Raw genomic sequence first — 23,951 nt, 5'->3', positions numbered from 1 at the left:
TTTTAGTTCAGCCTGTTTAGAGCGGGAAATGAATGATGAAAAAAAATATTAGAGTGATCGTCATTGATGATTCTGCATTAATGAGAAATTTGTTAAAAGAAATTATTGATGAAGCACCTGATTTAGAATGCATCGCTACCGCGCCTGATCCCTTGATTGCTCGGGAAAAAATCCGTGAGCTTAATCCAGATGTGATTACCCTTGATATTGAAATGCCCAAGATGGATGGGCTAGAGTTTCTTGAGCGGCTCATGCGGCTGAAGCCCACGCCAGTGATTATGATATCCTCGTTAACTGAACAAGGTTCAGAAGCGGCCCTCCGTGCCTTAGAGTTGGGTGCGGTGGATATTATTGCCAAGCCAAAGTTGGATATTGTGCGTGGAATTCAAGGATATGCCGATGATATTCGGGAAAAAATCCGCAGTGCTGCGGGGGCAAATGTGAAGCCAATGTTTAGTAGCGTTACTCCCAACCATTCTGCAGACGTAGTGCTTTCTAAAATTTCTAAGCCTATTTTAAAAACAGAAAAATTAATTATTGTAGGGGCCTCAACAGGTGGCACAGAGGCGTTAAAAGAGTTTTTAATGCCCATGCCTCCTGACTCGCCTGCGATTTTAATTGCCCAGCATATGCCAGAAATGTTTACTAAATCTTTTGCTAATCGGCTAGATTCTTTATGCCGTATTACAGTTAAAGAGGCAGAGCAGGGCGAGCGTATTTTACCTGGCCATGCCTATATTGCTCCAGGTCATTCGCATTTAATGCTTGGGGTATCTGGCGCAAATTATGTTTGCCAATTGTCTCAAGGCGAGCCGGTGAATCGCCATCGCCCATCGGTGGATGTGTTGTTTAGATCCGTTGCTAATTTAGCTGGTAAAAATGCGATTGGCGTGATTTTAACGGGCATGGGCAAAGACGGCGCTATTGGCATGCTAGAAATGAAGCAAGCGGGCTCTTATAACTTTGCCCAAGATGAGGCTAGCTGCGTGGTGTTTGGCATGCCTAAAGAGGCGATTGCTTTGGGTGGGGTGCATGAAATTTTGCCATTAAAAGATATTTCTACCCGTGTGCTTGGGTTTTTAACCTTGCATGGTGGGCGTAATGTACGAATTTGAAAGTGAAGCAGGCAATGAGTTTACCGATTTTAATTGTTGAAGATGATGATGATTTAAGAGAAGCACTGGCCGATACGCTTGAGCTGGGCGGCTATACGGTTTTGCTGGCAGAAGAAGGGCTGGATGCCCTCAGCATTTTAGAAAAAAACCGTGTGGGCTTGGTGCTCTCTGATGTGCAAATGCAGCCCATGGATGGCGAGGCGCTGTTGCAAGAAATTAAATTGCTTTACCCCTACCTTCCCGTCATTTTAATGACGGCCTATGGTGTGATTGAAAAAGCCGTAGCTGCCTTACATGCGGGGGCTTGTCATTACCTGCCCAAACCCTTTGAGCCCGATCGCCTACTGCAAGAAGTAGCTAAATATATGCTGGGCGGCGGTGATGAACATGATGTCATTGCCGAAGACCCTGCCATGCTTAGCCTATTAGATATGTCGCGGCGGGTGGCCTTGTCAGATGCATCGGTGATGATTACTGGGGAGTCTGGCACGGGTAAGGAAGTGCTTGCTCAGTTTTTGCACCGCAATAGTGATCGAGCCGCCCGGCCCTTTGTGGCGATTAACTGTGCTGCGATTCCTGAAGCTTTATTAGAATCCACCTTGTTTGGGCATGAAAAAGGCTCATTTACAGGTGCAGCAACGCAGCATCTGGGCAAGTTTGAGCAGGCCAATGGTGGTACTTTATTGCTGGATGAAATCTCTGAAATGCCTTTGGCTCTGCAGGCTAAATTACTGCGGGTGCTGCAAGAGCGAGAGGTAGAGCGGGTAGGCGGCAGCCGGCCGATACAAATTGATATCCGCGTTTTAGCCACCTCAAACCGTGATATGAAACAAGAAGTGGCGGCTGGGCGGTTTAGAGAAGACTTGTTTTATCGTTTAAATGTATTTCCATTGCATTTGCCCGCATTGCGTGAGCGTAGCAACGATATTTTGCCCTTGGCTAAAGCCATGGTGGCTAGACATGCGGCAAGGCAAAAACGCCGTGCACCGGTTTTATCGCAAGGGGCGGTATTGGCGCTGCTGGCTAATGCTTGGGAAGGGAATATTCGAGAGTTAGATAATGTGATGCAGCGTGCTTTGATTTTAGCGCCGGGGGATGAAATCTTAGTAGATCACCTGTATTTGCCGCTGCAAGCCTCAGCGGCAAATGTTGCCGCTTTATCGCCATTGAGCGGCGATAAAGCGTCTGTAGATGCGCCGGTTGTCGTAAGTGATATTAAAGAGTTGGAAAAAAAGCATATATTGGAAACACTTAAATCCTTAGGTGGTGCGCGTAAATCCACTGCAGAAAAGCTTGGGATGAGTGAAAGAACGCTGAGGTATAAATTACAGCAATATCGTGAGCAAAACCCTGATTTACTAATCTGAGTGCGGTGTTACACGGCATTTTTGCAGGCAGGATTGGGGGAATGAATGACGTGGCATAAAGGGCGTTTTTCCTTGTTTGTTAATAGCTTGTTGTAGGTGGCGCGGGAATTGCTTGCGGTAGTTCAGTCTAAACACCTACAATTTAAAGGCGAGTTCTTGTTGGGTGTTTCTGTCAGCCTTGCAACAGTGTGCAAGCTGAGGCCAGTGTTGGTGGCGGGAAACATTGATTAAGGGCTTAAAAGGGGATATAAGTCATGAGTGTGCAAGGAATCGATCAGGTTCTTAGCGAGCTAAAAGCGATGTCCGCGCAAGCGGGTGGACAGGCTACCTCGCAAGTTAAGCCTACTACCGGTTCACCTGATTTTGCAACAATGTTAAAGTCTTCCTTAGATCAAGTGAATCAGGTGCAACAAGACGCGCAAGCTCAACAGCTCGCGTTTCAGTCAGGAGCGCCAGAAGCCAATTTGCAAGATGTAATGGTATCCTTGCAAAAAGCTAGCCTTTCTTTCCAAACCATGGTGCAGGTGCGCAATAAGCTAGTCAGTGCTTATCAGGAAGTCATGAATATGCAGGTCTAAAGCCTAGGCTAGCCTGAGTATTTCATGAAAGCACTGATGAAATATTTAGACTAGAATTTAGACAGGCTGTTTAAAGCCTGCATAGGATTTCGACGTATGGCAGAGGTAAGTGCAGCGGCAGATAATAATCTGATTACAGCAAGAGGATTCGGGGTTGCGCGTGAGCGCTTCGCTGCGCTTTCCTCTGGGCGTAAGATTGGATTAATGGTTGCCGTAGCCGCAGTGATTGCGCTCATCGTGGGTAATTTTCTTTGGTCTAAAGAGCCTGCCTACCGCGTTTTATTTACCAATATCCCTGATAAAGATGGCGGTGCCATCGTTCAATCACTGCAGCAAATGAATGTGCCCTATAAGCTTGATCCTGGTGGCACTATTTCTGTAACTGCCGATAAAATATATGACGTTAGATTAAAGCTTGCGGCGCAAGGATTACCTAAATCAGGTAATGCGGGATTTGAGCTGTTAGATAATCAAAAATTTGGCGTATCCCAATTTGCCGAGCAAGTAAATTACCAGCGCGCAATTGAGGGTGAATTAGCGCGCTCAATAGAAACGGTTGCCTCGGTGAGTAAAGCTCGCGTGCATTTGGCCATGCCTAAGCAAACCGTATTTTTGCGCGATCAGCAAAAGCCCACTGCTTCCGTGATGCTGACTTTACATCCTGGGCGCATATTAGATGGCGGCCAGGTAGCAGGCATTATCCATTTAGTCTCCTCTAGTATTCCTGAATTACCCATTAAAAACGTGACTATTGTGGATCAAGATGGCAATTTATTATCTAAATTGCCGGAAATGAGCCAAAACAATTTAGACCCGCGCCAATTACTTTATGTGCAACACGTAGAGAAAGGTTTTGTTGAGCGGGTAGAAACCATTTTGGCTCCACTGGTAGGTAAAGAAAACGTAAAAGCCGAAGTGACGGCGCAAATTGATTTTGCTGAGGTTGAGCAAACATCAGAATCGTTTAAACCGAATTCGCCACCCAATAGCTCGGCCATGCGCAGCCAGCAAACTTTAGATTTACAAGGTAAGTCTACTAATGAGTCTGCCGGTGGCGTGCCGGGTGCATTATCTAATCAACCGCCAGGCGCAGCTGCTGCACCTATTACGGCTCCTGTGGCATCGGGCGCATCTGAAGCAGCGAGCGGCGGCAGTGCCAATAGCCGTAAGGAAGCCACGATTAATTATGAAGTGGATAAAACCATTCAGCATGTAAAACAGCAGGTAGGTGGTGTGAAGCGCTTATCTGCTGCGGTGGTGCTTAACTATAAGCCGGGTAAAGATAAAGACGGCAAAATGACTTATCTGCCGTTTAGCCCACAAGAAATGACTCAGATTAATAATCTGGTGCGAGAAGCGATAGGGTATAACAAAGAGCGTGGCGATTCGGTGAATGTGGTGAATGCTGCGTTTGCGGATTCTTTGCCTCTTGAAGAGAAGAAAATTCAAGAGAAGGCTTTGGCTTATATTCAAACCAACGCTATGGATGTGGGCAAGTTAGCGTTAATTGCTGTAGTTGTACTGTATTTGTTGCTGTTCGTTTTGCGCCCACTCATGAAGGATATGGCCAAAACTCGCGAAGAAGCGCGTATTCAAGAGTTGGATTTTGGCGAAACCCTTGGGCCAGATGGTGAGAAGCTGACTGACGCTGAGCAGAGCCCAGAAGAGGATGAAAATAGAAACCGACAGGCTGCCTTTGCTGAGCTATTACAAAGGGCTAAAGAGCTGGCAAGAGATGACCCACGGATGGTGGCTATTATCCTGCGTGAATGGATGCTAAATAGCGGTGACAATAAAGGCGGCGAGCCGAATAAAAAGGGATAGGTAACTCTATTTAATAGTAAAGTGGCCACTTTTTAAGCTGCCGTGCATAAGCAAGCTCAACACCATAGTAAGAGCGTTGGGCTCCATATATTTAGAATCAAGCTGTAAATTCACAGACCTCAGCATTGAGATGCGGCAGGAAATTATAAAAAGATGCTGCAATGAGATGTTTAAAGCCTTGAGGAGTAAACCATGGCTGCTGATTTAAAGGACGAGGGGGTGCGCAATAGCGCCCTTTTACTAATGACTTTGGGCGAAGATGTGGCCGTTGAGGTGTTTAAGTTCTTGGGCCCCAAAGAAGTACAAAAGCTAGGCTTTGCGATCGCAGGGATGGATGGGGTAAAGCGCGAAGAGGTGGATCTCGTGGTTGCCGAGTTTGTTGCCTCAACACAGAATCGAGCTAATTTGGGTGCGGCGGATGAATACATTCGCTCGGTATTAACCAAAGCTTTAGGCACGGACAAAGCTGCTAATTTGCTCGATCGTATCTTGCAGGGTAATGATAATAACGGTATTGAATCTTTAAAATGGATGGATTCATCTGCGGTTGCAGAGCTGATTAAAAATGAGCACCCGCAAATTATTGCCACCATCTTGGTGCATTTAGAATCCGATCAGTCTTCTGAAATCTTGAGCTGTTTTGTAGAGCGGCAGCGTAATGATGTATTGCTGCGGATTGCTACCTTAGAAGGCGTGCAGCCGGTGGCCTTAAAAGAGCTGAATGATGTTCTGACGCAATTGATGTCCGGCTCCGATAAAGTGAAAAAGAGCGCTATGGGTGGTGTACAAATGACCGCCGATATCCTCAACTTTATGGGCGGTGTGGTCGAGGCATCGGCAATTGCCAGTGTGCGTGATTACGATCCTGAGCTGGCGCAAAAAATTCAAGACAAGATGTTTACCTTCGATAATATTCTCGATATTGATGATCGAGGTATTCAGTTATTGATGCGAGAAATTCAATCCGATTCCTTGGTTATCTCGCTTAAAGGCACCAGCCAAGCGCTTAAAGAAAAAATCTTTAAAAATATGTCTTCCCGCGCTGCAGAAATGCTGCGTGATGATCTAGAAGCGCGTGGCCCCGTTAAATTGTCTGAAGTGGAAGCGGAACAAAAAGAAATCCTTAAAATTGTTCGACGTTTGGCCGATGAAGGTCAGATTGTCTTGGGTGGTAAGGGTGATGAAGGGCTGGTTGAGTAATGAATGTTTTGAAAAATCCATTTTTTGTCGTTTACCTGAGATTATCGACATTAAGGGATATAAGCCTTAGGGGCGCTGCTTGCAGCGCCCCTACAGCATATTGGCCTACATGCAATATGTGGCTTTGTTTGAGCAAAAGCCATCATCAGGTAAATAGATGCAGCGTCGTGTTTTTTCAATCGTGCCTTTTCTTATTTAGAAATACAGGCTTTTCGAGACACTCTAATGAGTAATCCACGCGTGATTCCACGCGAGCAATTAAGTGCTTGGGAAAAATGGGAATTAGCCTCGCTTAATGAAGCAGAGGCAGAAGTGGCTGCAGAGTTAGCCGAAGTAGTCTTGGAAGATGCTATTTCCCTTGAGGAAGCTGAAGCCAACCTTGAGGCGGAAGCAGAGCAAGCATTAGAGTCGCCCGCTGAGGCGGAGGAGCCTGCCGCCTCTGATATGCCTTATCCAACTGCAGAAGAAATTGAGGCTATTTCACAGCAAGCGCAAAGCGAAGGTTTTGAAGCTGGCTTAGAGGCGGGGCGCTTAGTGGCAGAAGACGAAGCGAATCGACTACGTGCCGTGCTAGCTAGCGTTGAATCCACCTTGCAAAAAGCAGAAGCGGTACTTGCCAATGAAGTGCTGGATTTGGCTGTTGTGATTGCACGGCAAATGGTGCGGGAAGAGTTAAATGATTCACCAGAACGGCTTTTGCCCATTGTGCGTGAAGCCTTAGCCAGTATGCCTGCAGCACGATCCCCATCGCGGGTGTTTTTAAATCCTGAAGACTTAACCGCCATCTCTGCCATGTTGGGCGGTGAAATGCCGAGTGATACTTGGCGATTCCTCGCTGATGTGCATATGCAATCGGGTGGCTGCCGAATTGAAACTCCAGATTCTGCGGTTGATTTATCTTTGCCAGTACGCTGGCAAAATATATTGCGGGTTTTAGGCCGAGACGGACGTCCTGATCTGGTTTGGAATGCGCCTGAAGCCTCTACTGAGATCGCTCCATTGGATAAAGTAGCAGAGCCTACGCCGCTTAATCTGCCAGATGTTGAACCAGAGCTTGATGAAAAAGTAGCGCCGTCGCCGCTTGAATCGCCAGATGTCGAGCCAGAGCTGGATAAAAAGGTGGAGCCGTCGCCGCTTGAATCGCCAGATGTCGAGCCAGAGCTGGATAAAAAGGTGGAGCCGTCGTCGCTTGAGTCGCCTGATATTGAGCTAGAGCTTGATAAAAAGGTGGAGCCTACGTTGCTTGAGTCGCCAGATATTGAGCCAGAGCTTGATAAAAAGCTAGCGCCGTCGCCGCTTGAATCGCCTGATGTTGAGCTAGAGCTTGATAAAAAGGTGGAGCCTACATCGCTTGAATCGCCAGATGTCGAACCAGAGCTTGATGAAGGGGTAACTCCGCCGCTTAATATTGCACAGGCTGAGCCAGCGCTATCTACTGACGCTGAGATCGAGCCTACTCCTGTTCAAGACTTTGAACCCACTGTTGAAGCAGATAAGCATGACTGAGGCATTGCAAGGTTGTAGCCAATATCTGGCTGATTGCAAAGACGCGGTACGCTGGATGCGGCCATGGCTGCCGCGTGGCCGCTTAGTGCGGGTATCGGGTTTGGTTTTAGAAGCCGTGGGTTTACGCCTTGCCATTGGTGCATCTTGCGATGTCATGACACCAAGCGGTGCATCGGTAGAGGCGGTGGTGGTGGGTTTTCATGAAGAGAGGCTGTTTTTGATGCCTATCGCTGAGATTTATGGCATAGAGCCGGGTGCGCAAGTTGTGCCGCATGAAGACATTGAAGCATGGGTGCCAGATTATGGTCACCCAAGGCCACCACAGCGGCGTTTAGAAGATCACGGTCGGCAAATGCCCGTAGGCTGGGGCTTGCTTGGGCGAGTTTTAGACGGCCTAGGCAGGCCGCTGGATGGTAAGGGGCGCATTGAGCACGATGACTATATGCCACTCTTTGCTCGTCCCTATAACCCAATGACACGAGAGCCGGTGCGGCATGTGATGGATGTGGGTGTGCGGGCGATTAATGCCATGCTCACAGTTGGGCGTGGCCAGCGTTTGGGCTTATTTGCTGGCTCGGGTGTGGGTAAATCGGTGCTGCTTGGCATGATGGCGCGCTATACCACCGCCGACGTGGTGGTAGTGGGCTTGATTGGCGAGCGTGGCCGCGAGGTAAAAGATTTTATTGAGAATATTTTGGGGGACGAGGGCTTAAAGCGCTCGGTGGTGGTGGCTGCTCCCGCCGATACGCCGCCCTTGCTGCGTTTATATGGTGCAGCTTACGCCACATCAATTGCCGAATATTTTAGAAACCAAGGCAAACACGTCTTGCTGATTATGGATTCGCTCACGCGTTACGCCATGGCGCAGCGTGAGATTGCCCTAGCGGTGGGCGAGCCACCGGCCACCAAAGGCTATCCGGCTTCGGTATTTGCGCGCTTGCCTCAATTGGTAGAACGGGCAGGCAATGCTGAAGAAGGCGGCGGCTCGATTACCGCCTTCTATACCGTGTTGTCCGAAGGGGATGATCAGCAGGACCCAATCGCCGATAATGCGCGGGCAATTTTAGATGGTCACTTTGTGCTCAGCCGCCAGTTGGCCGAAGCAGGGCATTACCCTGCTATTGATATTGAAGCATCGATTAGCCGCGTGATGAACGACATTATTTCCCCAGAAGAATTTGCCGTAGTGCGGCGCTTTAAGTATCTCTATTCCCGCTATCAGCGCAGCCGTGATTTGATTAGCGTAGGGGCTTATGTGCCAGGCACTGATTCTGTTTTGGATGAAGCTATTCGGCGTAATCCTAGTTTTGAGGCATTTCTACAGCAGGGAATTAGCGAGTGCGAGCGCTATGATGGGGCTAGAATGAAGCTTTCACAGTTATTAATGTGAATTAAGCAGGAGTTGTAAACGTGGCCCAGTTTCGGTTTGCTTTTTTATTAGAGCTGGCAATGGATGCCCGTGAAGATGCGGCACGGCGGATGCAAGCTTCGCAGGCGCTTTGGTTGAGTGCTCAAGGTAAGCTGGATCAAATCGATCAATATCGGGTTGAATACCGAGCAAAATTGTTAAATAACGGCCAAGGCGGTATGGGCATTTCGCAGTGGCGTGATTTTCAATTGTTTTTAGCCAAGCTCGATGATGTGGCATTATCACAGCAGCAAGATATTAATCGTCTATTGGCGATCTATGAAAGCCAGCGGGATGCATGGCTTGAATGTGAAAAAAAAGTAAAAGCCTTTGAGGCTTTAAAAAAGCGCCATTTAAGCGTCGAAATGCAAAAAGAATTACGTAATGAACAGCGCATAAACGATGAGTTTAATACGCGGCCAAGGCCACGTTAATTTAGTCTGTGGTATTTATTTGGCATGCCGCTTATCCACCCATAAGCTGAACCAAACTAAGGATAAGATGTGGATAAGTCAATTAGATGGCTGATTTATATAGATAAAAATAGTCCGCTTAATTTTTAATCAATTCTATTGTTATTTTTATATAATAAAGAAGAGCTCGGCTTATTTTAACGCATTTAAGCCAAGCTCTTTTTTAGTGCTTTGGGCTTCCCGCTGCAATTCTATCCATCACAGCAAACAACACGCCTGATACAACAAAAGTCAGATGTATACCAATCAGCCATGCCAGCTCGGTATGGTCTGTAGATTTGATATTCATAAAGGCCTTGAGCAAATCAATGGCAGAAATCGCCACAATTGAGCCAATTAACTTTAGTTTTAAATCTGCATAACTCACCTTGCCCATCCAAGAGGGTTTGTCGACAGATTGGTGAGCGATATCGAGCTTAGAAATAAAATTTTCATAGCCACTAAAAATCACAATCAACAAAAGATTGGCGACTAAAGTCACATCCACCATACCTAAAATGGCAATAATTAAATTGCCGTCCCCCGTGATTAGCGTGTTGAACATGCCAAAGAGCTCTTTGAGCATTTTGGCAAACAGCGCAACCAGCCCCAAGATCAGTGCCAAATAAAAAGGCACAAGTAGCCACCTGCTCTGAAAAATCACCTTTTCTAATAACTCTTCGATACGGCTTTGCATTTTGTATACCCCCAAATAAGGCGTAATCATGGGGGCTTGCTGCGCCCAAATCAAGAATATCTCTGCTGCTGTCAAGTATGAAACCCGCGCGGCATACCTCGGCCAAGTTAGGTTTGCATTGCTTCAAATCAAAGAATTTATTATAATTTCAGTAATTACTGAAAATTGGAACAATCCATGAATCTCTCACCAATCAACGAGCGTTTTGTGCTGCATTTTGGCGAAATGGGTAGCCGCTGGGGGGTTAATCGCACCGTGGGGCAAATGTACGCGTTGCTGTTTATTTCGCCTAAGGCTTTAAATTCTGATGAAATTGCTGAGCAACTCGGGTTTTCCCGCTCGAATGTCAGTATGGGGATGAAGGAGTTGCTGTCGTGGAAGCTCTGCAAACTAGTGCATAAACCAGGCGATCGGCGTGATTACTTTGAAACGCCAAAAGACGTGTGGGAGATCTTTAGGTCTTTAGTCGAAGAAAAACGTAAACGCGAGATAGAGCCAACACTGACCTTGCTACGTGATGCCCTGATGGATGAGGCTACTTCGGATGAAGATAAGCACGCACAAAAGCGTATGCGTGAAATGCATGAGTTGATTGAGTTGGCCACAGGCTGGTTTGATGAAGTGCAGCATTTATCCCCAGAAACGCTAGAAAATCTAATGCGCTTAGGTTCAAAAGTGCAAAAAGTATTGAGCTTCGCAGGGCATTTTCGCCCTGGCAACCGAGAGGAATAAAAGATGCGAATCAACAAGCGTTTACCTTTGTGGCAGGAGATCACCGTGGTGCTGCTGATAAAGATGGCCTTGTTATTTGCCATCTGGAAATGCTTCTTCTCTGAGCCTGTCGCCAAACATATGTTGGTGCCACAGCCCATGATGAGCGAGCGCTTTTTGGGTACGGCATCCAGCCCATTGCCTAAGTGACGCTGAGCCCTGCTTAGAATTAACCCTTAAAAGGATGTCTTTATGATTCCCGCTGCTGAAGTGGTGGAATTATCGCGTATGCAATTTGGTTTAACCGCGATGTTTCATTTTTTATTTGTTCCGCTCACCATGGGGCTTTCATGGATTTTAGTGATCTGTGAAGCCGCCTATGTCATGACGGGCAAAGTCATTTACAAAGACATGACGCGTTTTTGGGGAAAGTTATTTGGCATTAACTTCGCCATGGGTGTGACCACAGGTTTAACGCTGGAATTTCAATTTGGCACCAATTGGGCCTATTACTCGCATTATGTGGGCGATATCTTTGGTGTGCCGCTTGCTATTGAAGGCATGATGGCCTTCTTTTTAGAATCTACCTTTGTGGGTTTATTCTTTTTTGGTTGGGATCGGCTTTCCAAGGTACAGCACTTAGGCATTACTTTCTTAGTGGCATTGGGCTCTAATTTATCAGCTATGTGGATTCTGATTGCTAATGGCTGGATGCAAAACCCAGTCGGTGCAGAATTTAATTACATTACTATGCGTATGGAATTAGTCAGCCTTGCCGAGGTGTTCTTTAACCCAGTCGCCCAAGTTAAGTTTGTACACACGGTGGCGGCGGGTTATGTAGCGGCATCCATGTTTGTACTGGGGGTTTCGAGCTGGTATTTATTAAAAGCCAGAGATACTGGATTTGCCTTGCGCTCATTCGCTATTGCATCGGCTTTTGGCCTTGCTTCCATTTTATCCGTCATTGTTTTAGGCGATGAATCTGGCTACACCACGGGCGAAGTGCAAAAAGTAAAATTGGCCGCTATGGAAGGGCAATGGGATACCCATCCAGCACCTGCACCGCTGACGCTATTTGGTATTCCTAATCAAAAAGAAGAGCGTACAGATTATGAGGTGAGTATTCCTTATGCGCTGGGCTTAATTGCCACCCGCTCAACCACTGAAAAAGTCACAGGCATTAAAGACTTAAAAATAGAATACGAGCAAAGAATTATCAGTGGTATCCAAGCCTATGGTGCATTAACGCGTTTAAAAGCGGGGGATAAATCGGCGCATGATTTGTTTGAAGCGCATAAGGCAGATTTAGGTTTTGGTTTATTGCTAAAGAAATACACCAGCAATGTGGTTGATGCAACGCCTGCCCAAATTAAAGCAGCGGCTGCGGATACCATTCCTAATGTAGCGCCTATCTTTTGGTCTTTCCGCATTATGGTGGGGCTAGGGATGCTGTTTCTGTTTATTTTTAGTATGTCGTTTTATTTCTTGGCACGCCGTAATTTGGCGCCGCAACGATGGCTATTGCGCCTTGCCGTGCTGTCGATTCCACTGCCTTGGGTTGCGATTGAGGCAGGGTGGCTTGTGGCCGAATATGGCCGTCAGCCTTGGACGATTTCAGGGATTCTGCCTACCTTTATGTCGGCATCGGCGCTGAGTGCAGGGCAATTACATTTCAGCATGATTGGTTTGGGCTTGATGTATTGCAGCTTGTTTGTGATTGAAATGTATTTGATGCTGAAATATATCCGGCTTGGGCCTGCTAGCTTGCATACGGGCCGTTATTTTGGTGAACAAACTGCTGTGCACGCTTAAGGAAAAATCATGCTTGACTATGAAGTTTTAAAGTTGATTTGGTGGGGGCTGATGATTTTTCTTCTGATTGGCTTCACCCTCACCGGTGGCTTTGATCTGGGTGTGGCGATTCTATTGCCCTTTGTGGGCAAGACTGACGATGAACGCCGCTTAGTGATTAATTCAGTAGGGCCCACTTGGGAAGGCAATCAGGTGTGGCTGGTTACGGTGGGGGCGGCTTTATTTGCAGCCTGGCCACTCTTGTATGCGGCGGCGTTTTCCGTGATGTATGTGGCCTTGATGTTTGTGCTGTTTGCTTTGTTTTTACGCCCAGTGGGTTTTGATTACCGCAGCAAATTAGCTGATCCCCGTTGGCGTAATGGCTGGGATTGGGCCTTGTTTGTAGGCAGTATTGTGCCCAGCTTGGTGTTTGGAGTGGCAATAGGCAATTTATTTATTGGTTTGCCTTTCCAATTTGATGACACTTTACGGGTGAGTTATGCAGGGCATTTCTATGATTTGCTCAATCCATTTTCGCTGTATGCGGGTGTGGTCGCGATTGCTATGTTGGTATTGCATGGTGCTACCTTTCTGGCGGTTAAAACCAGAGATCAACTACAGGGACGTGCCATCCGTGCGGCAATCATGGCGGGGTTGATTTTGGCTTTGTTATTTGCGCTTGGCGGTGTGTGGGTGGGGCAACTAGATGCTTGGCATATCGATCACATGGGAGAAGTGGGGGGGATTTTAAATCCATTAGATAAAACGGTAAGCATCGTGAATGGCGCTTGGTTAAGCAATTTTAATCAATATCCGCTTGCTTGGAGCATGCCTATTACTGGGGTGGTTGCTGCATTATTATCGGCATTAGCCAGTTGGCGGCGTTTGCAGCGGATCGCCTTTTTGCTGAGTGGCTTGGCGAGTATTGGTGTGTTATGCACCACCGCGATTGCCTTATTCCCCTTTATTTTGCCTTCTACTTTAGATGCGCGCTCTAGCTTAACCGTTTGGGATGCAGTATCTAGCCAAAAAACTTTGGGTGTGATGCTGGGCGTGGTGGTGATCTTTGTGCCCATTATTACGTTGTACACCGCTTGGGTGTATCGCGTGATGCGCGGGCCAGTCACGGTGGAAAGACTGCAAAATGATACACATAGCTATTAATTTACCAGCCGCTGCATAAATAATTTGCGCAAGAAGGAGTAGGACGATGTGGTACTTTACTTGGATACTTGGCGTAGGCTTGGCTTTGGCATTTGGCCTGATTAATGTGCTGTGGTTTGAAAGTACCCACGCATTTGGTGGAGAAAAAGAAACAGAGGCCCAAGCGCGTTTCGAGCAACATAAAAAAAAGTAGCCGGTTTAATGCATATGGAATGCCATGTTCTGGCTGAAATATAAAATTACATTCACCGTTGCTATTGAGTAAAGACAGCCCATTTATGGGCTGTCTTTTCATATGTAGCAAAGCCTTGGCTTATTTTTTTGATTGTAATAATTTATTGCATGCCAATGAAATAGTCATCTAATGCTGCAGTGTGGTATGTAGTTGGGGTTTTTTTAACTACATTTGTGCATTATTCCTTTTGAGCTAGCTCAATATCTGCTCGCTGAGAAGCCTGTAAATTACCTAGCCAATATGGCTAAAGTTAAAAAATTAATTATTTACAAGCTGTTTTAATTAAAGCATCGGCTATTTGCTAGGTGCTGGTATTGTAATGTTTATTTTTCTTGTTATTTAATTGCAGTGCATTGATCTTTTGATTGCCAATTATCACGGTGCAGTGAATAATCCAACGTGTTTGGTGTTGTAAGGTGTATGGACTAGTTTCATGTACGAGTATTCTTATACTTGTACTTCAAAACTTTGGTTCAACGAGAGTCGTACTTACACTCGTTGTTTAAGCAAGTAAAAAGGGGATGTTATGAATATTCTGGGTTATTTACAGAAAATCGGCCGTGCGCTGATGGTGCCGGTGGCAACCTTGCCAGCTGCCGCCATTTTAATGGGTATTGGTTATTGGATTGATCCTACTGGCTGGGGTAGCAATAGTGCATTAGCCGCTTTTCTGATTAAATCGGGCGCGGCCATTATCGACAATATGTCGATTTTGTTTGCCGTAGGTATTGCTTATGGGATGTCTAAAGATAAAGACGGCGCGGCGGCTTTGTCGGGTCTGGTTGGCTTTTACGTATTGACTACCTTATTGTCACCCGGCGCTGTTTCTCAGATTCAAGGTATTCCACTGGATCAAGTGCCTAAGGCCTTTGCTAAAATCAGCAACCCGTTTGTTGGTATTTTAGTCGGTGTGATTACCTCTGAACTCTATAACCGCTTTAGTGGTGTTGAGCTGCATAAAGCACTGGCTTTCTTTAGTGGTCGCCGCTTAGTGCCTATCGTGACTTCGGTGGCGATGCTCGTATTAGCGTTCCCATTAATGTATATCTGGCCTGTTGTATTTGGTGGTTTGGTGCATTTTGGCGAAAGCATTATGGGTATGGGCCCGCTGGGTGCAGGGATTTATGCCTTCTTTAACCGTCTTTTGATCCCTGTTGGCTTGCATCACGCTCTAAATAGCGTGTTCTGGTTTGACGTAGCGGGTATTAACGATATTCCTAACTTCCTAGGTGGCGCTAAGTCCCTTGCTGAAGGTAAGGCGGTCTTGGGTGTTACCGGTATGTATCAAGCGGGTTTCTTCCCGATCATGATGTTCGGTTTACCTGGCGCTGCTTTAGCGATGTATCACACGGCTAAGCCAGAAAATAAAGTGCGCGTTGCTTCCTTGATGATTGCTGCTGCATTTTCAGCATTCTTCACCGGTGTAACCGAGCCGCTTGAATTTGCCTTTATGTTTGTTGCGCCTGCTCTCTATGTATTGCACGCCGTATTAACCGGTATTTCGGTTTATATCGCAGCAAGCATGCAGTGGATTGCTGGTTTTGGTTTCAGCGCCGGTCTGGTTGACTTGGTGTTGTCGACTAAAAACCCGTTGGCTAAAAATATGGTGATGCTGATTGTGCAAGGCTTTGCCTTCTTTGCGATCTACTACTTTAGCTTCCGCTTTGCGATTAAAGCATTCAACTTCAAGACACCAGGTCGTGAAGATGATGACGAAGAAGGCGTGGAGCAAGATGCCACACCAGTAAGCAGCGATACCGATTCATTGGCGCACGCTTATGTTGATCTGATTGGTGGTGCTGCAAACGTAGTGGGTATTGATTCTTGCATTACGCGTCTGCGTTTAACGCTGAATGATACGGCTGTCGTGAATGAAGCCGCGGCTAAGCGCCTAGGTGCTTCAGGTGTGATCAAGCTGAATAAAAATAATGTGCAAATTATTGTTGGTGCAAAAGCTGAACTGATTGCAACCCGTATGAGTCAGTTATTAGCTGGCAAAGTGATTGAAGTGCCAGTAGCGGTAGCTGCAGTGGCTGCAGTAGCAGCTCCGGCAGCAGCAGTTAAACCCGTGACGGGCGATTTGGTTTTAGTGGCTCCAATCACGGGTGAAGTGGTTTCATTGTTGCAAGTGCCAGATGCTGCGTTTTCGAGCAAGGCCGTGGGTGAAGGCTTGGCGATTCGCCCAACGGGTAAGCTAGTATTAGCCCCTGCAGATGGCGTGATTGCTAAAATCTTTAACACCAATCACGCATTTGCACTGATTGCAGATAACGGCGCTGAGCTGATTGTGCATATTGGTTTAGATACTGTGAAGTTGGGTGGTAAAGGCTTTACTCGCTTGTTAGAGCAAGGCTCACGTGTGAAAGCGGGTGATGCCGTGTTGGAACTCGATTTGGAATATCTTGCTGCAAATGCCGTATCAATTATCAGCCCAGTAGTGGTGAGTAATGTTGAGCAGTTTGATGGCGTGGTTGACTTTGCTGTAGGGCAAGTAGAAGCAGGTAAAACTGCGTTGTATACGATTAAAGCTAAGTAATTAGCTTGTAAGTAGATAGGCAAAAGTTTTCTTGCATCGTTGTCTTGCCTTGTCGTACTAATTGTACTGCCTGCGGCTTCGACGCCTTGCCATAAAACTTTTGCACAAGTACTTAGCTAGCCGCTTGTCGGATTCATTCTGACAGGGGGTTAGATGTAAAAAAGGCGAACCTTTTGGGTTCGCCTTTTTTATTATTTAAGGGTACGTTGCCGTAGCCCTAAACCATTAATTACCGATTAAATGCTTCACCGCATCACGTTCTTCAGACAGCTCTTTTGCGCTAGCGTCCATGCGGGCACGGCTAAAATCGCTGACTTCCAAGCCCTCAACGATGGTGTATTTACCATCTTTGCAAGTCACTGGGTAGCCAAAAATCAAATCGCTATAGCCGTATTCGCCATTAGCTGGAACACCCATGGTGACCCAATTACCATCTTCTGTGCCCAGTACCCAATTACGAATATGGTCAATGGCGGCATTTGCTGCAGAAGCAGCGGACGACAAACCACGCGCCTTAATAATGGCCGCGCCACGTTGCTGAACGGTAGGGATGAATTCTGTTTCTAACCATTTTTGGTCATTGATCAGAGCAGAAGCGCTCTGGCCCTTCACTGTAGCGTGGAATAGATCTGGATACTGGGTGGCAGAGTGATTGCCCCAGATGATCATCTTGTTAACGTCAGTGACCACGCTGCCTGTTTTTTGGGCGATTTGTGTAAGAGCACGGTTGTGATCTAGACGCATCATGGCGGTGAAGTTTGCTGGGTTCAGATCCGGCGCATTCTTCATGGCAATGTAGGCATTGGTGTTAGCTGGGTTACCCACAACCAGTACTTTTACATCGCGTGAAGCAACTTCATTCAGTGCTTTACCTTGGGTTGTAAAGATAGCACCGTTGGCTTCGAGCAAATCTTTGCGCTCCATGCCTGGGCCGCGTGGACGTGCGCCAACCAAAAGAGCGATGTCTACATCTTTAAAGGCTACCTTTGGATCATCGCTCTGCACAATGCCTTGCAACAATGGGAATGCACAGTCATCCAACTCCATAACCACGCCATTTAATGCTGGCAAGGAAGGGGTGATATCGAGCAATTGCAAGATAACTGGCTGATCTGGGCCTAGCATTGCACCAGATGCAATGCGGAATAAAAGGCTATAACCAATTTGGCCGGCAGCGCCGGTAACAGCAACGCGAATAGGTTTCTTCATGAAGGTCACTCCGATTGTGGGTGGGGTTAGCACCTCGGTGAACGATGCTGGGGTTTTCAGCAGTAAAGCGATTAAAAAGCATCACCGATTACTTTTTGCTACAAAAGTTATGAAATCAGTAAACCTGATTATTTTCTTTATTTGTAGAGCAAAACACAGCGCAATCGTGTTTCTTTTTTATGAATTTATCTGCTGACTACATCCCGCATGCTTGTATTTACACGGATGGCAGTGTGTTTTAGCTACAGCAAAAGCTTAGCAGTCAAAGTCTATCATGCACGTGATGGCTTTGCGCGCGTTTTGCTGCTATACGAAATATATTGTTGTGTATCTTTTGTCTTATATAAGACTGTAGTAGACTACGATGCTACAACATGATAAAAAGCAACCTATCTTCAATATGAGCAAACTTGCAGCCATACCCCTCTATCGTCAGGTTATTCGTGCAGTCACAACGGCAGTTGATGCCGGTGAGTGGGGAACCGATGAAAGTTTGCCGAGCGAAAATGACTTGGCGCATCGTTTTGGTGTTAGCCAAGGCACGGTACGCAAAGCTTTAGATGTATTAGTCGTTGAAGGTGTTTTGTATCGCAGGCAAGGCGTAGGTACTTTTGTAAGCGATGCCAGTGACTTTTTGGCACAAGCTTTGTTTGTGCCCTTGTCTGGATACGGCGGTGAAAAGCCAAAAATTGAAATGCTCGGCTGTGTACGCATTCATGCGGGCGAGCAGTTGGCAGAAATTTTAGGGTTAAGACGCGGTGCTGCGCTGTGGCAGGTTCGGCGTTTATTGCGTGTAGCAGGTACCGTGATTGGTTTAGAAGAAACGTTCTTGCCTGAAGCCAATTTCCCGAATTTGGAAATGCGCAGAATTCGTGAGTTACGCGGTAATTTACGTGAACTATGCTGGCGTGATTTTGGGATGCGCTTAAAAGATGGTGAGGTTCGTTACCGAGCGGTGCCGGCGGCCAGTGCCGAAGCAAGATTATTGCAAGTTGAAGTACACGAGCCTTTGCTGCAACTGGTACGTTTAGCTAGAGATTTTGATGGCAAGCCACAGGTTTGGAGTGTGGCTTGGTTTAGGTCTGAGCAACTGGCTTTCCAGGCTCCCCCTGAACAGACATAAAAAATTGCAAATTGAGCTGCGTCTTAGTGTTTGCAGCAGGTTTTGTAGTTGAGTCGTAAATAGCCGGTCAGTGTTGTAAGTGGCAAGGTGGTATTCACTGACAGAAGTAAAACTTAAAGAGGAAGTGCGCATGCAAAAAACACGCCCCAAGCACCTAGATATTGCGAAGATTCGTCTTCCTTTACCTGGGATTATCTCCATTTTGCATCGCGTGAGTGGCGCGCTGATGTTTTTGGCGATTCCCTTTATGCTCTACGCTCTAGAAGGCTCTTTGGCCTCCGCCGAACGTTTTGATGCATTCAGGTCCTGTATTTCACATCCCCTTGTAAAAATTGCGCTGCTGGGTATTTTGTGGGCTTTTTTGCATCACGTTTGCGCAGGTGTTCGTTTCTTATTCCTAGATATTCATAAAGGCCTTGAGCTGAAAACGGCCCGCCTCACAGCAAAAATTGTGCTGGTGGTGAGTTTGGCGCTGACGGTTCTGATTGGAGCGCTGGTATGGTAAATCGTCAATTAACAGGCGCGCATTACGGCCTAAAAGACTGGTTAGTGCAGCGTGTCACTGCCGTCATTATGCTGGTTTACACTGCCGGTATTGTCGCGTTTTTGTTGCTTGCGCATGACGCTTCTTTTGCTGCATGGCAACAGCTGTTCGCCTGTACTTGGGTAAAAGTGTTGACCACCATCAGCCTGTTTGCATTGCTGTGGCATGCATGGGTTGGTATTCGTGATATCTGGATGGATTACCTCCAGCACGTTGGTTTGCGTTTAACGATGCACGTGCTGACGCTGTTATGGCTGGCAGGTAGCTTGGTTTATATGATCAAAGTAGTGTGGGGTGCATAAGCGATGACCGTTCCTATTCGTAAATTTGATGCTGTCATTGTGGGGGCGGGTGGTGCAGGCCTTCGCGCCGCATTGCAGCTCTCTGAAGCCGGTCTGAAAACCGCTGTTTTATCCAAAGTATTCCCAACCCGCTCGCACACCGTTGCGGCGCAGGGTGGTATTTCTGCGTCTCTTGGTAATGTCCAAGAAGACAAGTGGGAATGGCATATGTACGACACCGTAAAAGGGTCGGACTGGTTAGGTGATCAAGACGCCATTGAATTTATGTGCCGCCAAGCACCCGAAGTGGTGGTTGAGCTTGAGCACTTTGGTATGCCGTTTGATCGCTTGGAAAACGGCAAGATTTATCAGCGCCCATTCGGCGGCCATATGGCCGACTTTGGTAAAACGCCAGTGCAACGCGCCTGTGCTGCGGCCGACCGTACTGGCCATGCCATGCTGCATACGCTTTATCAGCGCAATGTTCGCGCCAATACCCAGTTCTTTGTGGAATGGATGGCGTTGGATCTGATTCGTGATGAAGCAGGCGAAGTGGTTGGCGTAACTGCCTTAGAAATGGAAACCGGCGAAGTGTCGATTATCCATGCCAAGGCCGTGTTGTTTGCCACTGGTGGTGCTGGGCGTATTTACTCCGCCTCAACCAATGCCTTTATCAATACTGGCGATGGCCTTGGCATGACCGTGCGCGCAGGTATTCCACTTGAAGACATGGAATTCTGGCAATTCCACCCAACTGGCGTGGCCGGTGCGGGTGTATTGATTACCGAAGGCGTGCGCGGCGAAGGCGGCATCTTGCTGAACTCTGAAGGCGAGCGCTTTATGGAGCGCTACGCTCCCAACGCCAAAGATTTGGCATCCCGTGACGTGGTTTCCCGTGCGATGGCGCTGGAAATTCTGGAAGGCCGTGGCTGTGGTAAAGAAAAAGACCATGTATTGCTAAAACTGGATCACCTAGGTCCAGACATTATCAAGCAACGCTTGCCAGGGATTCGTGAGATTGCCATCAAGTTTGCTGGTGTTGATCCAATTCAAGACCCAATCCCTGTTGTGCCAACTTGCCACTATCAGATGGGCGGTATTCCGACCAACTATAAGGGTGAAGTGATTGCGCCAATCGGCGACGATCCTGAAGTACGCGTAAAAGGTTTCTACGCAGCCGGCGAATGCGCTTGTGCCTCGGTACACGGCGCAAATCGCTTGGGTACTAACTCACTACTGGATCTGGTGGTGTTTGGTAAGGCGGCTGGTAATTCGATTATCGACTTTATTAAAAATGAGCGCCCAGAGCTACGCCCATTGCCAGCCGATGCTGCTGCTTTCTCATTGGCGCGTTTGGCTCGTTTAGAGAATCAAACTGATGGTGAAGAAGTGGCGGATGTACGTAACGCCATGCAAAAAGTGGTGCAGCTGCGTGCCGGTGTATTCCGTAACTCTGAGAACCTAGCCAAGGGCGTGGAAGAAATCAAAGCCGTGGCCGAGCGTGTGAAGCGCACCCAAATCAAGGACAAATCAAAAGTATTTAACACCGCCCGTGTTGAAGCGCTGGAGCTGGATAACTTGATCGAAGTGGCGGTTGCTACCCTGATTTGTGCCGAAGCACGTAAGGAAAGCCGTGGTGCACATGCGCACGATGATTTCCCAGATCGTCATGATGAGTGGATGAAGCACACGATGTTTGATGGTAAAACCCGTCAATTGTCTTACAAGCCTGTTCATACCAAGCCGCTAACGGTCGATTACATCGCACCGCAAAAACGCGTTTACTAAAAGCATCAGGAGAAAACCGATGAAGATGCATTTCAAGCTCTATCGCTACAACCCTGATGTGGACGCTAAGCCGTACATGCAGGATTACCACGTTGAACTGGAGCCATCCGACAAAAAGCTGTTGGATGGTCTGGTTCGCCTGAAAGCGCAAGACGATACACTGAGCTTTCGCCGCTCTTGCCGTGAAGGAATTTGCGGCTCAGACGCAATGAATATTAACGGTAAAAATGGTCTAGCCTGTATTACTGATATTGCCAGCCTGAAGCAACCGGTTGAAATTCGCCCGCTGCCAGGCCTGCCAGTAATTCGTGACTTAATCGTGGATATGACGCAGTTTTTTAAGCAATATCATTCGATCAAGCCTTATGTGCAAAACGATAATCCACCGCCTGATCGCGAGCGTTTGCAATCACCGGAAGATCGTAAAGAACTCGATGGCCTTTACGAATGTATTCTTTGTGCTTGCTGCTCTACATCTTGCCCGTCATTTTGGTGGAATCCAGATAAATTTGTAGGCCCTGCTGGTTTGCTGGCAGCTTACCGTTTTATTGCGGATACCCGTGATGAAAAAACCAACGAGCGTCTGGATAATCTGGAAGATCCATATCGCTTGTTCCGTTGCCATAGCATTATGAATTGCGTTGACGTTTGCCCTAAGGAACTCAACCCAACCAAGGCCATCGGCAAGATCAAAGATTTAATGATTAAGCGCATGAGCTAAAAAAATGTAGGGGCACGGCATGCCCACGCAGCTTTAATGTGCAGCGTGGGCAAGGTAAAACGTTTTGCCCACCCTACAATAGTAAGGAAGTTCTGATGGATGAAATTGAATTAAAACGGATTGTATGGCGCTCCCGCCGGGGCCTTCTGGAAGTCGATCTACAGTTAGAGCGATTTGTAAAAGAAGTGCTCCCCACTTTATCTTCAGCCGATTTGATTATTTTTCAGGACCTTCTTTTGCTGTCTGATAATGATCTGCTTGATTACTTAAACTGTAAAACAGAATGTCCGGATGAGCGGCTAAGACCGATGCTGGAACAAGTACGAAGCGCACAAATCACACGACGACCACTCCCTGGAGCTATTTGATATGGAAAAGAAAGTCACACTGACTTACAACGATGGCAAAGACACGCTTGAGTTTCCGGTTTTACCAAGCACGCTTGGACCTGATGTAGTCGATATCCGCTCATTCTCCAAGACCGGTATGTTTACTTTCGATCCTGGATTTTTAGCAACATCAAGCTGTGAATCTAAGATTACCTTTATCGATGGCGACTTGGGCCAGCTTTACTATCGTGGCTATCCTATCGAGCAGCTCGCAGAGCAAAGTGATTACTTAGAAGTTTGCTATTTGCTGATTAATGGCGAGTTGCCAACTGCAGCACAAAGTGCTGTTTTCAATAAAACCGTGATGAGCCACACCATGGTTCATGAGCAGCTCACCCGCTTCTTTAATGGCTTTCGCCGTGATGCGCATCCTATGGCGATGATGGTGGGTGTGGTTGGTGCGTTGTCCGCTTTCTATCAAGATAGCCTAGATATCAATAATGAAGAGCACCGTAAAGTGGCGATGTTCCGTTTGATCTCCAAGATCCCGACCATTGCTGCAATGTGCTACCGCTATAACCAGGGCATGCCGTTTGTTTATCCGCGTAATGACCTGAGCTATACCGCTAACTTTATGCACATGATGTTCTCTACGCCTTGCGAAGAATATGTGGCTAACCCAGTGCTGGTTCGCGCTCTGGATGTGATTTTCACCCTGCACGCAGATCACGAGCAAAACGCTTCAACTTCAACGGTTCGCCTTGCTGGTTCTTCAGGTGCAAATCCGTTTGCATGTATCGCGGCCGGTATTGCTTGCCTATGGGGCCCATCGCACGGCGGTGCAAACGAAGCCGTATTGCTGATGTTGGATGAAATTGGTGATGTTGAAAACGTGCCTGCATTTATGGAAGGTGTAAAAGCCAAGACCCACAAATTGATGGGCTTTGGTCACCGCGTTTACAAAAATATGGATCCACGTGCCAGTGTAATGCGCCGTATTTGCTATGAAGTATTACAAGAGCTGGGCTTGCAAGATGATCCTAAGTTCAAGTTAGCAATGGCACTGGAAAAAATTGCGCTGGAAGACAGCTACTTTATCGAGCGTAAGCTGTACCCGAACGTTGATTTCTACTCAGGTATTGTTCAGTCTGCCCTAGGCATTCCTGTACCAATGTTTACTGTGATTTTTGCGCTTGCGCGCACTGTGGGCTGGATCAGCCACTGGAATGAGATGATTGCCGATCCAGGTATGAAGATTGGTCGCCCGCGTCAGCAATACACTGGCGCAACTAAGCGTGATTACGTGCCTGTAGATAAGCGCGGTTAATGCTGTAGGGGCACGGCATGCCGTGCCCACGGTAGTACATGTTTT

General features: G+C 47.2%; 23 protein-coding genes. 21 read left to right on the top strand and 2 right to left on the bottom strand.

The genetic code is table 11. The annotated features are described in order from the left end of the window. The first annotated feature begins 32 nt into the window (after nucleotides 1-32). The 8 genes from R6242_RS07890 (at nucleotide 33) to fliJ (ending at nucleotide 9,432) form a co-directional block, all read left to right on the top strand. Nucleotides 33-1,115 (top strand): protein-glutamate methylesterase/protein-glutamine glutaminase, encoded by a 1,083-nt coding sequence (locus tag R6242_RS07890; protein WP_293935203.1) that lies wholly within the window; start codon nucleotides 33-35, stop codon nucleotides 1,113-1,115. Nucleotides 1,116-1,129: 14 nt separating this feature from the next. Next, nucleotides 1,130-2,482, top strand: a complete 1,353-nt coding sequence (locus R6242_RS07885) for a sigma-54 dependent transcriptional regulator (RefSeq protein WP_318425804.1) — start codon at nucleotides 1,130-1,132, stop codon at nucleotides 2,480-2,482. A 254-nt stretch (nucleotides 2,483-2,736) separates the two neighbouring features. Further along, nucleotides 2,737-3,060 (top strand): flagellar hook-basal body complex protein FliE, encoded by a 324-nt coding sequence (gene fliE / locus R6242_RS07880; RefSeq protein WP_293935197.1) that lies wholly within the window; start codon nucleotides 2,737-2,739, stop codon nucleotides 3,058-3,060. Between the two features lie 96 nt (nucleotides 3,061-3,156). After that, nucleotides 3,157-4,884 (top strand): flagellar basal-body MS-ring/collar protein FliF, encoded by a 1,728-nt coding sequence (gene fliF, locus R6242_RS07875; RefSeq protein ID WP_293935195.1) that lies wholly within the window; start codon nucleotides 3,157-3,159, stop codon nucleotides 4,882-4,884. A gap of 192 nt (nucleotides 4,885-5,076) precedes the next feature. Further along, nucleotides 5,077-6,084 (top strand): flagellar motor switch protein FliG, encoded by a 1,008-nt coding sequence (fliG, locus tag R6242_RS07870; RefSeq protein WP_293935192.1) that lies wholly within the window; start codon nucleotides 5,077-5,079, stop codon nucleotides 6,082-6,084. A 225-nt stretch (nucleotides 6,085-6,309) separates the two neighbouring features. Continuing rightward, the gene (locus R6242_RS07865) at nucleotides 6,310-7,590 is read left to right on the top strand and encodes a FliH/SctL family protein (RefSeq protein WP_318425800.1); all 1,281 of its coding nucleotides are present in this window, start codon (nucleotides 6,310-6,312) and stop codon (nucleotides 7,588-7,590) included. Further along, a complete protein-coding gene (fliI, locus tag R6242_RS07860) occupies nucleotides 7,583-8,980 on the top strand; it encodes a flagellar protein export ATPase FliI (protein WP_293935186.1) in 1,398 nt (465 codons plus the stop codon). The genes R6242_RS07865 and fliI overlap by 8 nt, the downstream gene beginning before the upstream one ends. A 20-nt stretch (nucleotides 8,981-9,000) precedes the next feature. Then, the gene (fliJ, locus tag R6242_RS07855) at nucleotides 9,001-9,432 is read left to right on the top strand and encodes a flagellar export protein FliJ (protein ID WP_293935183.1); all 432 of its coding nucleotides are present in this window, start codon (nucleotides 9,001-9,003) and stop codon (nucleotides 9,430-9,432) included. A gap of 202 nt (nucleotides 9,433-9,634) precedes the next feature. Here fliJ and R6242_RS07850 read toward each other — a convergent pair whose 3' ends face one another. Then, nucleotides 9,635-10,177: a TIGR00645 family protein gene (locus R6242_RS07850; RefSeq protein ID WP_318425797.1), complete on the bottom strand. Its 543-nt coding sequence runs from the start codon at nucleotides 10,175-10,177 to the stop codon at nucleotides 9,635-9,637. A 147-nt stretch (nucleotides 10,178-10,324) separates the two neighbouring features. Between R6242_RS07850 and R6242_RS07845 the strand changes: the two genes are divergently transcribed. The 6 genes from R6242_RS07845 to nagE all read left to right on the top strand — a co-directional run bounded on the left by R6242_RS07845 (nucleotide 10,325) and on the right by nagE (nucleotide 16,584). Further along, the gene (locus tag R6242_RS07845; protein ID WP_293935179.1) at nucleotides 10,325-10,879 is read left to right on the top strand and encodes a GbsR/MarR family transcriptional regulator; all 555 of its coding nucleotides are present in this window, start codon (nucleotides 10,325-10,327) and stop codon (nucleotides 10,877-10,879) included. A gap of 3 nt (nucleotides 10,880-10,882) precedes the next feature. Next, entirely contained in the window at nucleotides 10,883-11,068 is a 186-nt protein-coding gene (cydP, locus tag R6242_RS07840) for a cytochrome oxidase putative small subunit CydP (protein WP_318425794.1), read from the top strand. 42 nt (nucleotides 11,069-11,110) lie between these two features. Further along, complete coding sequence (locus R6242_RS07835; RefSeq protein WP_318425792.1) at nucleotides 11,111-12,670, top strand: cytochrome ubiquinol oxidase subunit I; 1,560 nt, start codon at nucleotides 11,111-11,113, stop codon at nucleotides 12,668-12,670. A gap of 9 nt (nucleotides 12,671-12,679) precedes the next feature. Next, a complete protein-coding gene (gene cydB, locus R6242_RS07830) occupies nucleotides 12,680-13,813 on the top strand; it encodes a cytochrome d ubiquinol oxidase subunit II (protein ID WP_293935172.1) in 1,134 nt (377 codons plus the stop codon). 46 nt (nucleotides 13,814-13,859) lie between these two features. Further along, entirely contained in the window at nucleotides 13,860-14,006 is a 147-nt protein-coding gene (cydX, locus tag R6242_RS07825) for a cytochrome bd-I oxidase subunit CydX (RefSeq protein WP_293935170.1), read from the top strand. Between the two features lie 568 nt (nucleotides 14,007-14,574). Beyond that, nucleotides 14,575-16,584 carry an N-acetylglucosamine-specific PTS transporter subunit IIBC gene (gene nagE, locus R6242_RS07820; protein ID WP_318425788.1) on the top strand — a complete coding sequence of 670 codons (2,010 nt, stop codon included), beginning with the start codon at nucleotides 14,575-14,577 and terminating at the stop codon, nucleotides 16,582-16,584. A 225-nt stretch (nucleotides 16,585-16,809) separates the two neighbouring features. Here the strand turns inward: nagE and R6242_RS07815 are convergent, their stop codons facing one another. Then, complete coding sequence (locus R6242_RS07815; RefSeq protein WP_318425786.1) at nucleotides 16,810-17,793, bottom strand: malate dehydrogenase; 984 nt, start codon at nucleotides 17,791-17,793, stop codon at nucleotides 16,810-16,812. A gap of 400 nt (nucleotides 17,794-18,193) precedes the next feature. On the opposite strand from R6242_RS07815, the gene R6242_RS07810 reads away from it, so the two are divergent. The 7 genes from R6242_RS07810 (at nucleotide 18,194) to gltA (ending at nucleotide 23,906) form a co-directional block, all read left to right on the top strand. Then, entirely contained in the window at nucleotides 18,194-18,916 is a 723-nt protein-coding gene (locus tag R6242_RS07810; protein WP_318425784.1) for a GntR family transcriptional regulator, read from the top strand. Nucleotides 18,917-19,046: 130 nt separating this feature from the next. Continuing rightward, a complete protein-coding gene (gene sdhC / locus R6242_RS07805) occupies nucleotides 19,047-19,421 on the top strand; it encodes a succinate dehydrogenase, cytochrome b556 subunit (protein ID WP_318425782.1) in 375 nt (124 codons plus the stop codon). Then, nucleotides 19,415-19,762: a succinate dehydrogenase, hydrophobic membrane anchor protein gene (gene sdhD / locus R6242_RS07800; RefSeq protein ID WP_318425780.1), complete on the top strand. Its 348-nt coding sequence runs from the start codon at nucleotides 19,415-19,417 to the stop codon at nucleotides 19,760-19,762. The genes sdhC and sdhD overlap by 7 nt, the downstream gene beginning before the upstream one ends. Before the next feature lie 3 nt (nucleotides 19,763-19,765). Continuing rightward, nucleotides 19,766-21,529 (top strand): succinate dehydrogenase flavoprotein subunit, encoded by a 1,764-nt coding sequence (sdhA, locus tag R6242_RS07795; RefSeq protein ID WP_318425778.1) that lies wholly within the window; start codon nucleotides 19,766-19,768, stop codon nucleotides 21,527-21,529. 25 nt (nucleotides 21,530-21,554) lie between these two features. Further along, nucleotides 21,555-22,250 (top strand): succinate dehydrogenase iron-sulfur subunit, encoded by a 696-nt coding sequence (locus R6242_RS07790; RefSeq protein ID WP_308418415.1) that lies wholly within the window; start codon nucleotides 21,555-21,557, stop codon nucleotides 22,248-22,250. 95 nt (nucleotides 22,251-22,345) lie between these two features. Then, the gene (locus R6242_RS07785) at nucleotides 22,346-22,618 is read left to right on the top strand and encodes a succinate dehydrogenase assembly factor 2 (protein ID WP_318425777.1); all 273 of its coding nucleotides are present in this window, start codon (nucleotides 22,346-22,348) and stop codon (nucleotides 22,616-22,618) included. A gap of 1 nt (nucleotide 22,619) precedes the next feature. After that, nucleotides 22,620-23,906, top strand: a complete 1,287-nt coding sequence (gene gltA, locus R6242_RS07780; RefSeq protein WP_318425776.1) for a citrate synthase — start codon at nucleotides 22,620-22,622, stop codon at nucleotides 23,904-23,906. The last annotated feature ends 45 nt before the right edge of the window (nucleotides 23,907-23,951 follow it).

Origin of the sequence: Iodobacter sp. CM08 (genome assembly GCF_033446605.1) — a bacterium.
GTDB lineage: Bacteria > Pseudomonadota > Gammaproteobacteria > Burkholderiales > Chitinibacteraceae > Iodobacter.
Note: the sequence above shows the minus strand (reverse complement) of the source record. Positions and strands in the feature narration are given on the sequence as shown.

What these genes read in the sequence shown, in the direction of transcription:
- gltA (WP_318425776.1), top strand. Translation starts at nt 22,620, where the DNA reads ATGGAAAAGAAAGTCACACTGACTTACAACGATGGCAAAGACACGCTT.
- sdhD (WP_318425780.1), top strand. Translation starts at nt 19,415, where the DNA reads ATGGTAAATCGTCAATTAACAGGCGCGCATTACGGCCTAAAAGACTGG.
- R6242_RS07850 (WP_318425797.1), bottom strand. Translation starts at nt 10,177, where the DNA reads ATGATTACGCCTTATTTGGGGGTATACAAAATGCAAAGCCGTATCGAA.
- R6242_RS07785 (WP_318425777.1), top strand. Translation starts at nt 22,346, where the DNA reads ATGGATGAAATTGAATTAAAACGGATTGTATGGCGCTCCCGCCGGGGC.
- cydP (WP_318425794.1), top strand. Translation starts at nt 10,883, where the DNA reads ATGCGAATCAACAAGCGTTTACCTTTGTGGCAGGAGATCACCGTGGTG.
- R6242_RS07845 (WP_293935179.1), top strand. Translation starts at nt 10,325, where the DNA reads ATGAATCTCTCACCAATCAACGAGCGTTTTGTGCTGCATTTTGGCGAA.
- R6242_RS07835 (WP_318425792.1), top strand. Translation starts at nt 11,111, where the DNA reads ATGATTCCCGCTGCTGAAGTGGTGGAATTATCGCGTATGCAATTTGGT.
- sdhC (WP_318425782.1), top strand. Translation starts at nt 19,047, where the DNA reads ATGCAAAAAACACGCCCCAAGCACCTAGATATTGCGAAGATTCGTCTT.
- R6242_RS07790 (WP_308418415.1), top strand. Translation starts at nt 21,555, where the DNA reads ATGCATTTCAAGCTCTATCGCTACAACCCTGATGTGGACGCTAAGCCG.
- R6242_RS07865 (WP_318425800.1), top strand. Translation starts at nt 6,310, where the DNA reads ATGAGTAATCCACGCGTGATTCCACGCGAGCAATTAAGTGCTTGGGAA.
- cydX (WP_293935170.1), top strand. Translation starts at nt 13,860, where the DNA reads ATGTGGTACTTTACTTGGATACTTGGCGTAGGCTTGGCTTTGGCATTT.
- R6242_RS07885 (WP_318425804.1), top strand. Translation starts at nt 1,130, where the DNA reads ATGAGTTTACCGATTTTAATTGTTGAAGATGATGATGATTTAAGAGAA.
- R6242_RS07810 (WP_318425784.1), top strand. Translation starts at nt 18,194, where the DNA reads ATGAGCAAACTTGCAGCCATACCCCTCTATCGTCAGGTTATTCGTGCA.
- R6242_RS07890 (WP_293935203.1), top strand. Translation starts at nt 33, where the DNA reads ATGATGAAAAAAAATATTAGAGTGATCGTCATTGATGATTCTGCATTA.
- fliI (WP_293935186.1), top strand. Translation starts at nt 7,583, where the DNA reads ATGACTGAGGCATTGCAAGGTTGTAGCCAATATCTGGCTGATTGCAAA.
- fliF (WP_293935195.1), top strand. Translation starts at nt 3,157, where the DNA reads ATGGCAGAGGTAAGTGCAGCGGCAGATAATAATCTGATTACAGCAAGA.
- R6242_RS07815 (WP_318425786.1), bottom strand. Translation starts at nt 17,793, where the DNA reads ATGAAGAAACCTATTCGCGTTGCTGTTACCGGCGCTGCCGGCCAAATT.
- sdhA (WP_318425778.1), top strand. Translation starts at nt 19,766, where the DNA reads ATGACCGTTCCTATTCGTAAATTTGATGCTGTCATTGTGGGGGCGGGT.
- fliG (WP_293935192.1), top strand. Translation starts at nt 5,077, where the DNA reads ATGGCTGCTGATTTAAAGGACGAGGGGGTGCGCAATAGCGCCCTTTTA.
- fliE (WP_293935197.1), top strand. Translation starts at nt 2,737, where the DNA reads ATGAGTGTGCAAGGAATCGATCAGGTTCTTAGCGAGCTAAAAGCGATG.
- nagE (WP_318425788.1), top strand. Translation starts at nt 14,575, where the DNA reads ATGAATATTCTGGGTTATTTACAGAAAATCGGCCGTGCGCTGATGGTG.
- cydB (WP_293935172.1), top strand. Translation starts at nt 12,680, where the DNA reads ATGCTTGACTATGAAGTTTTAAAGTTGATTTGGTGGGGGCTGATGATT.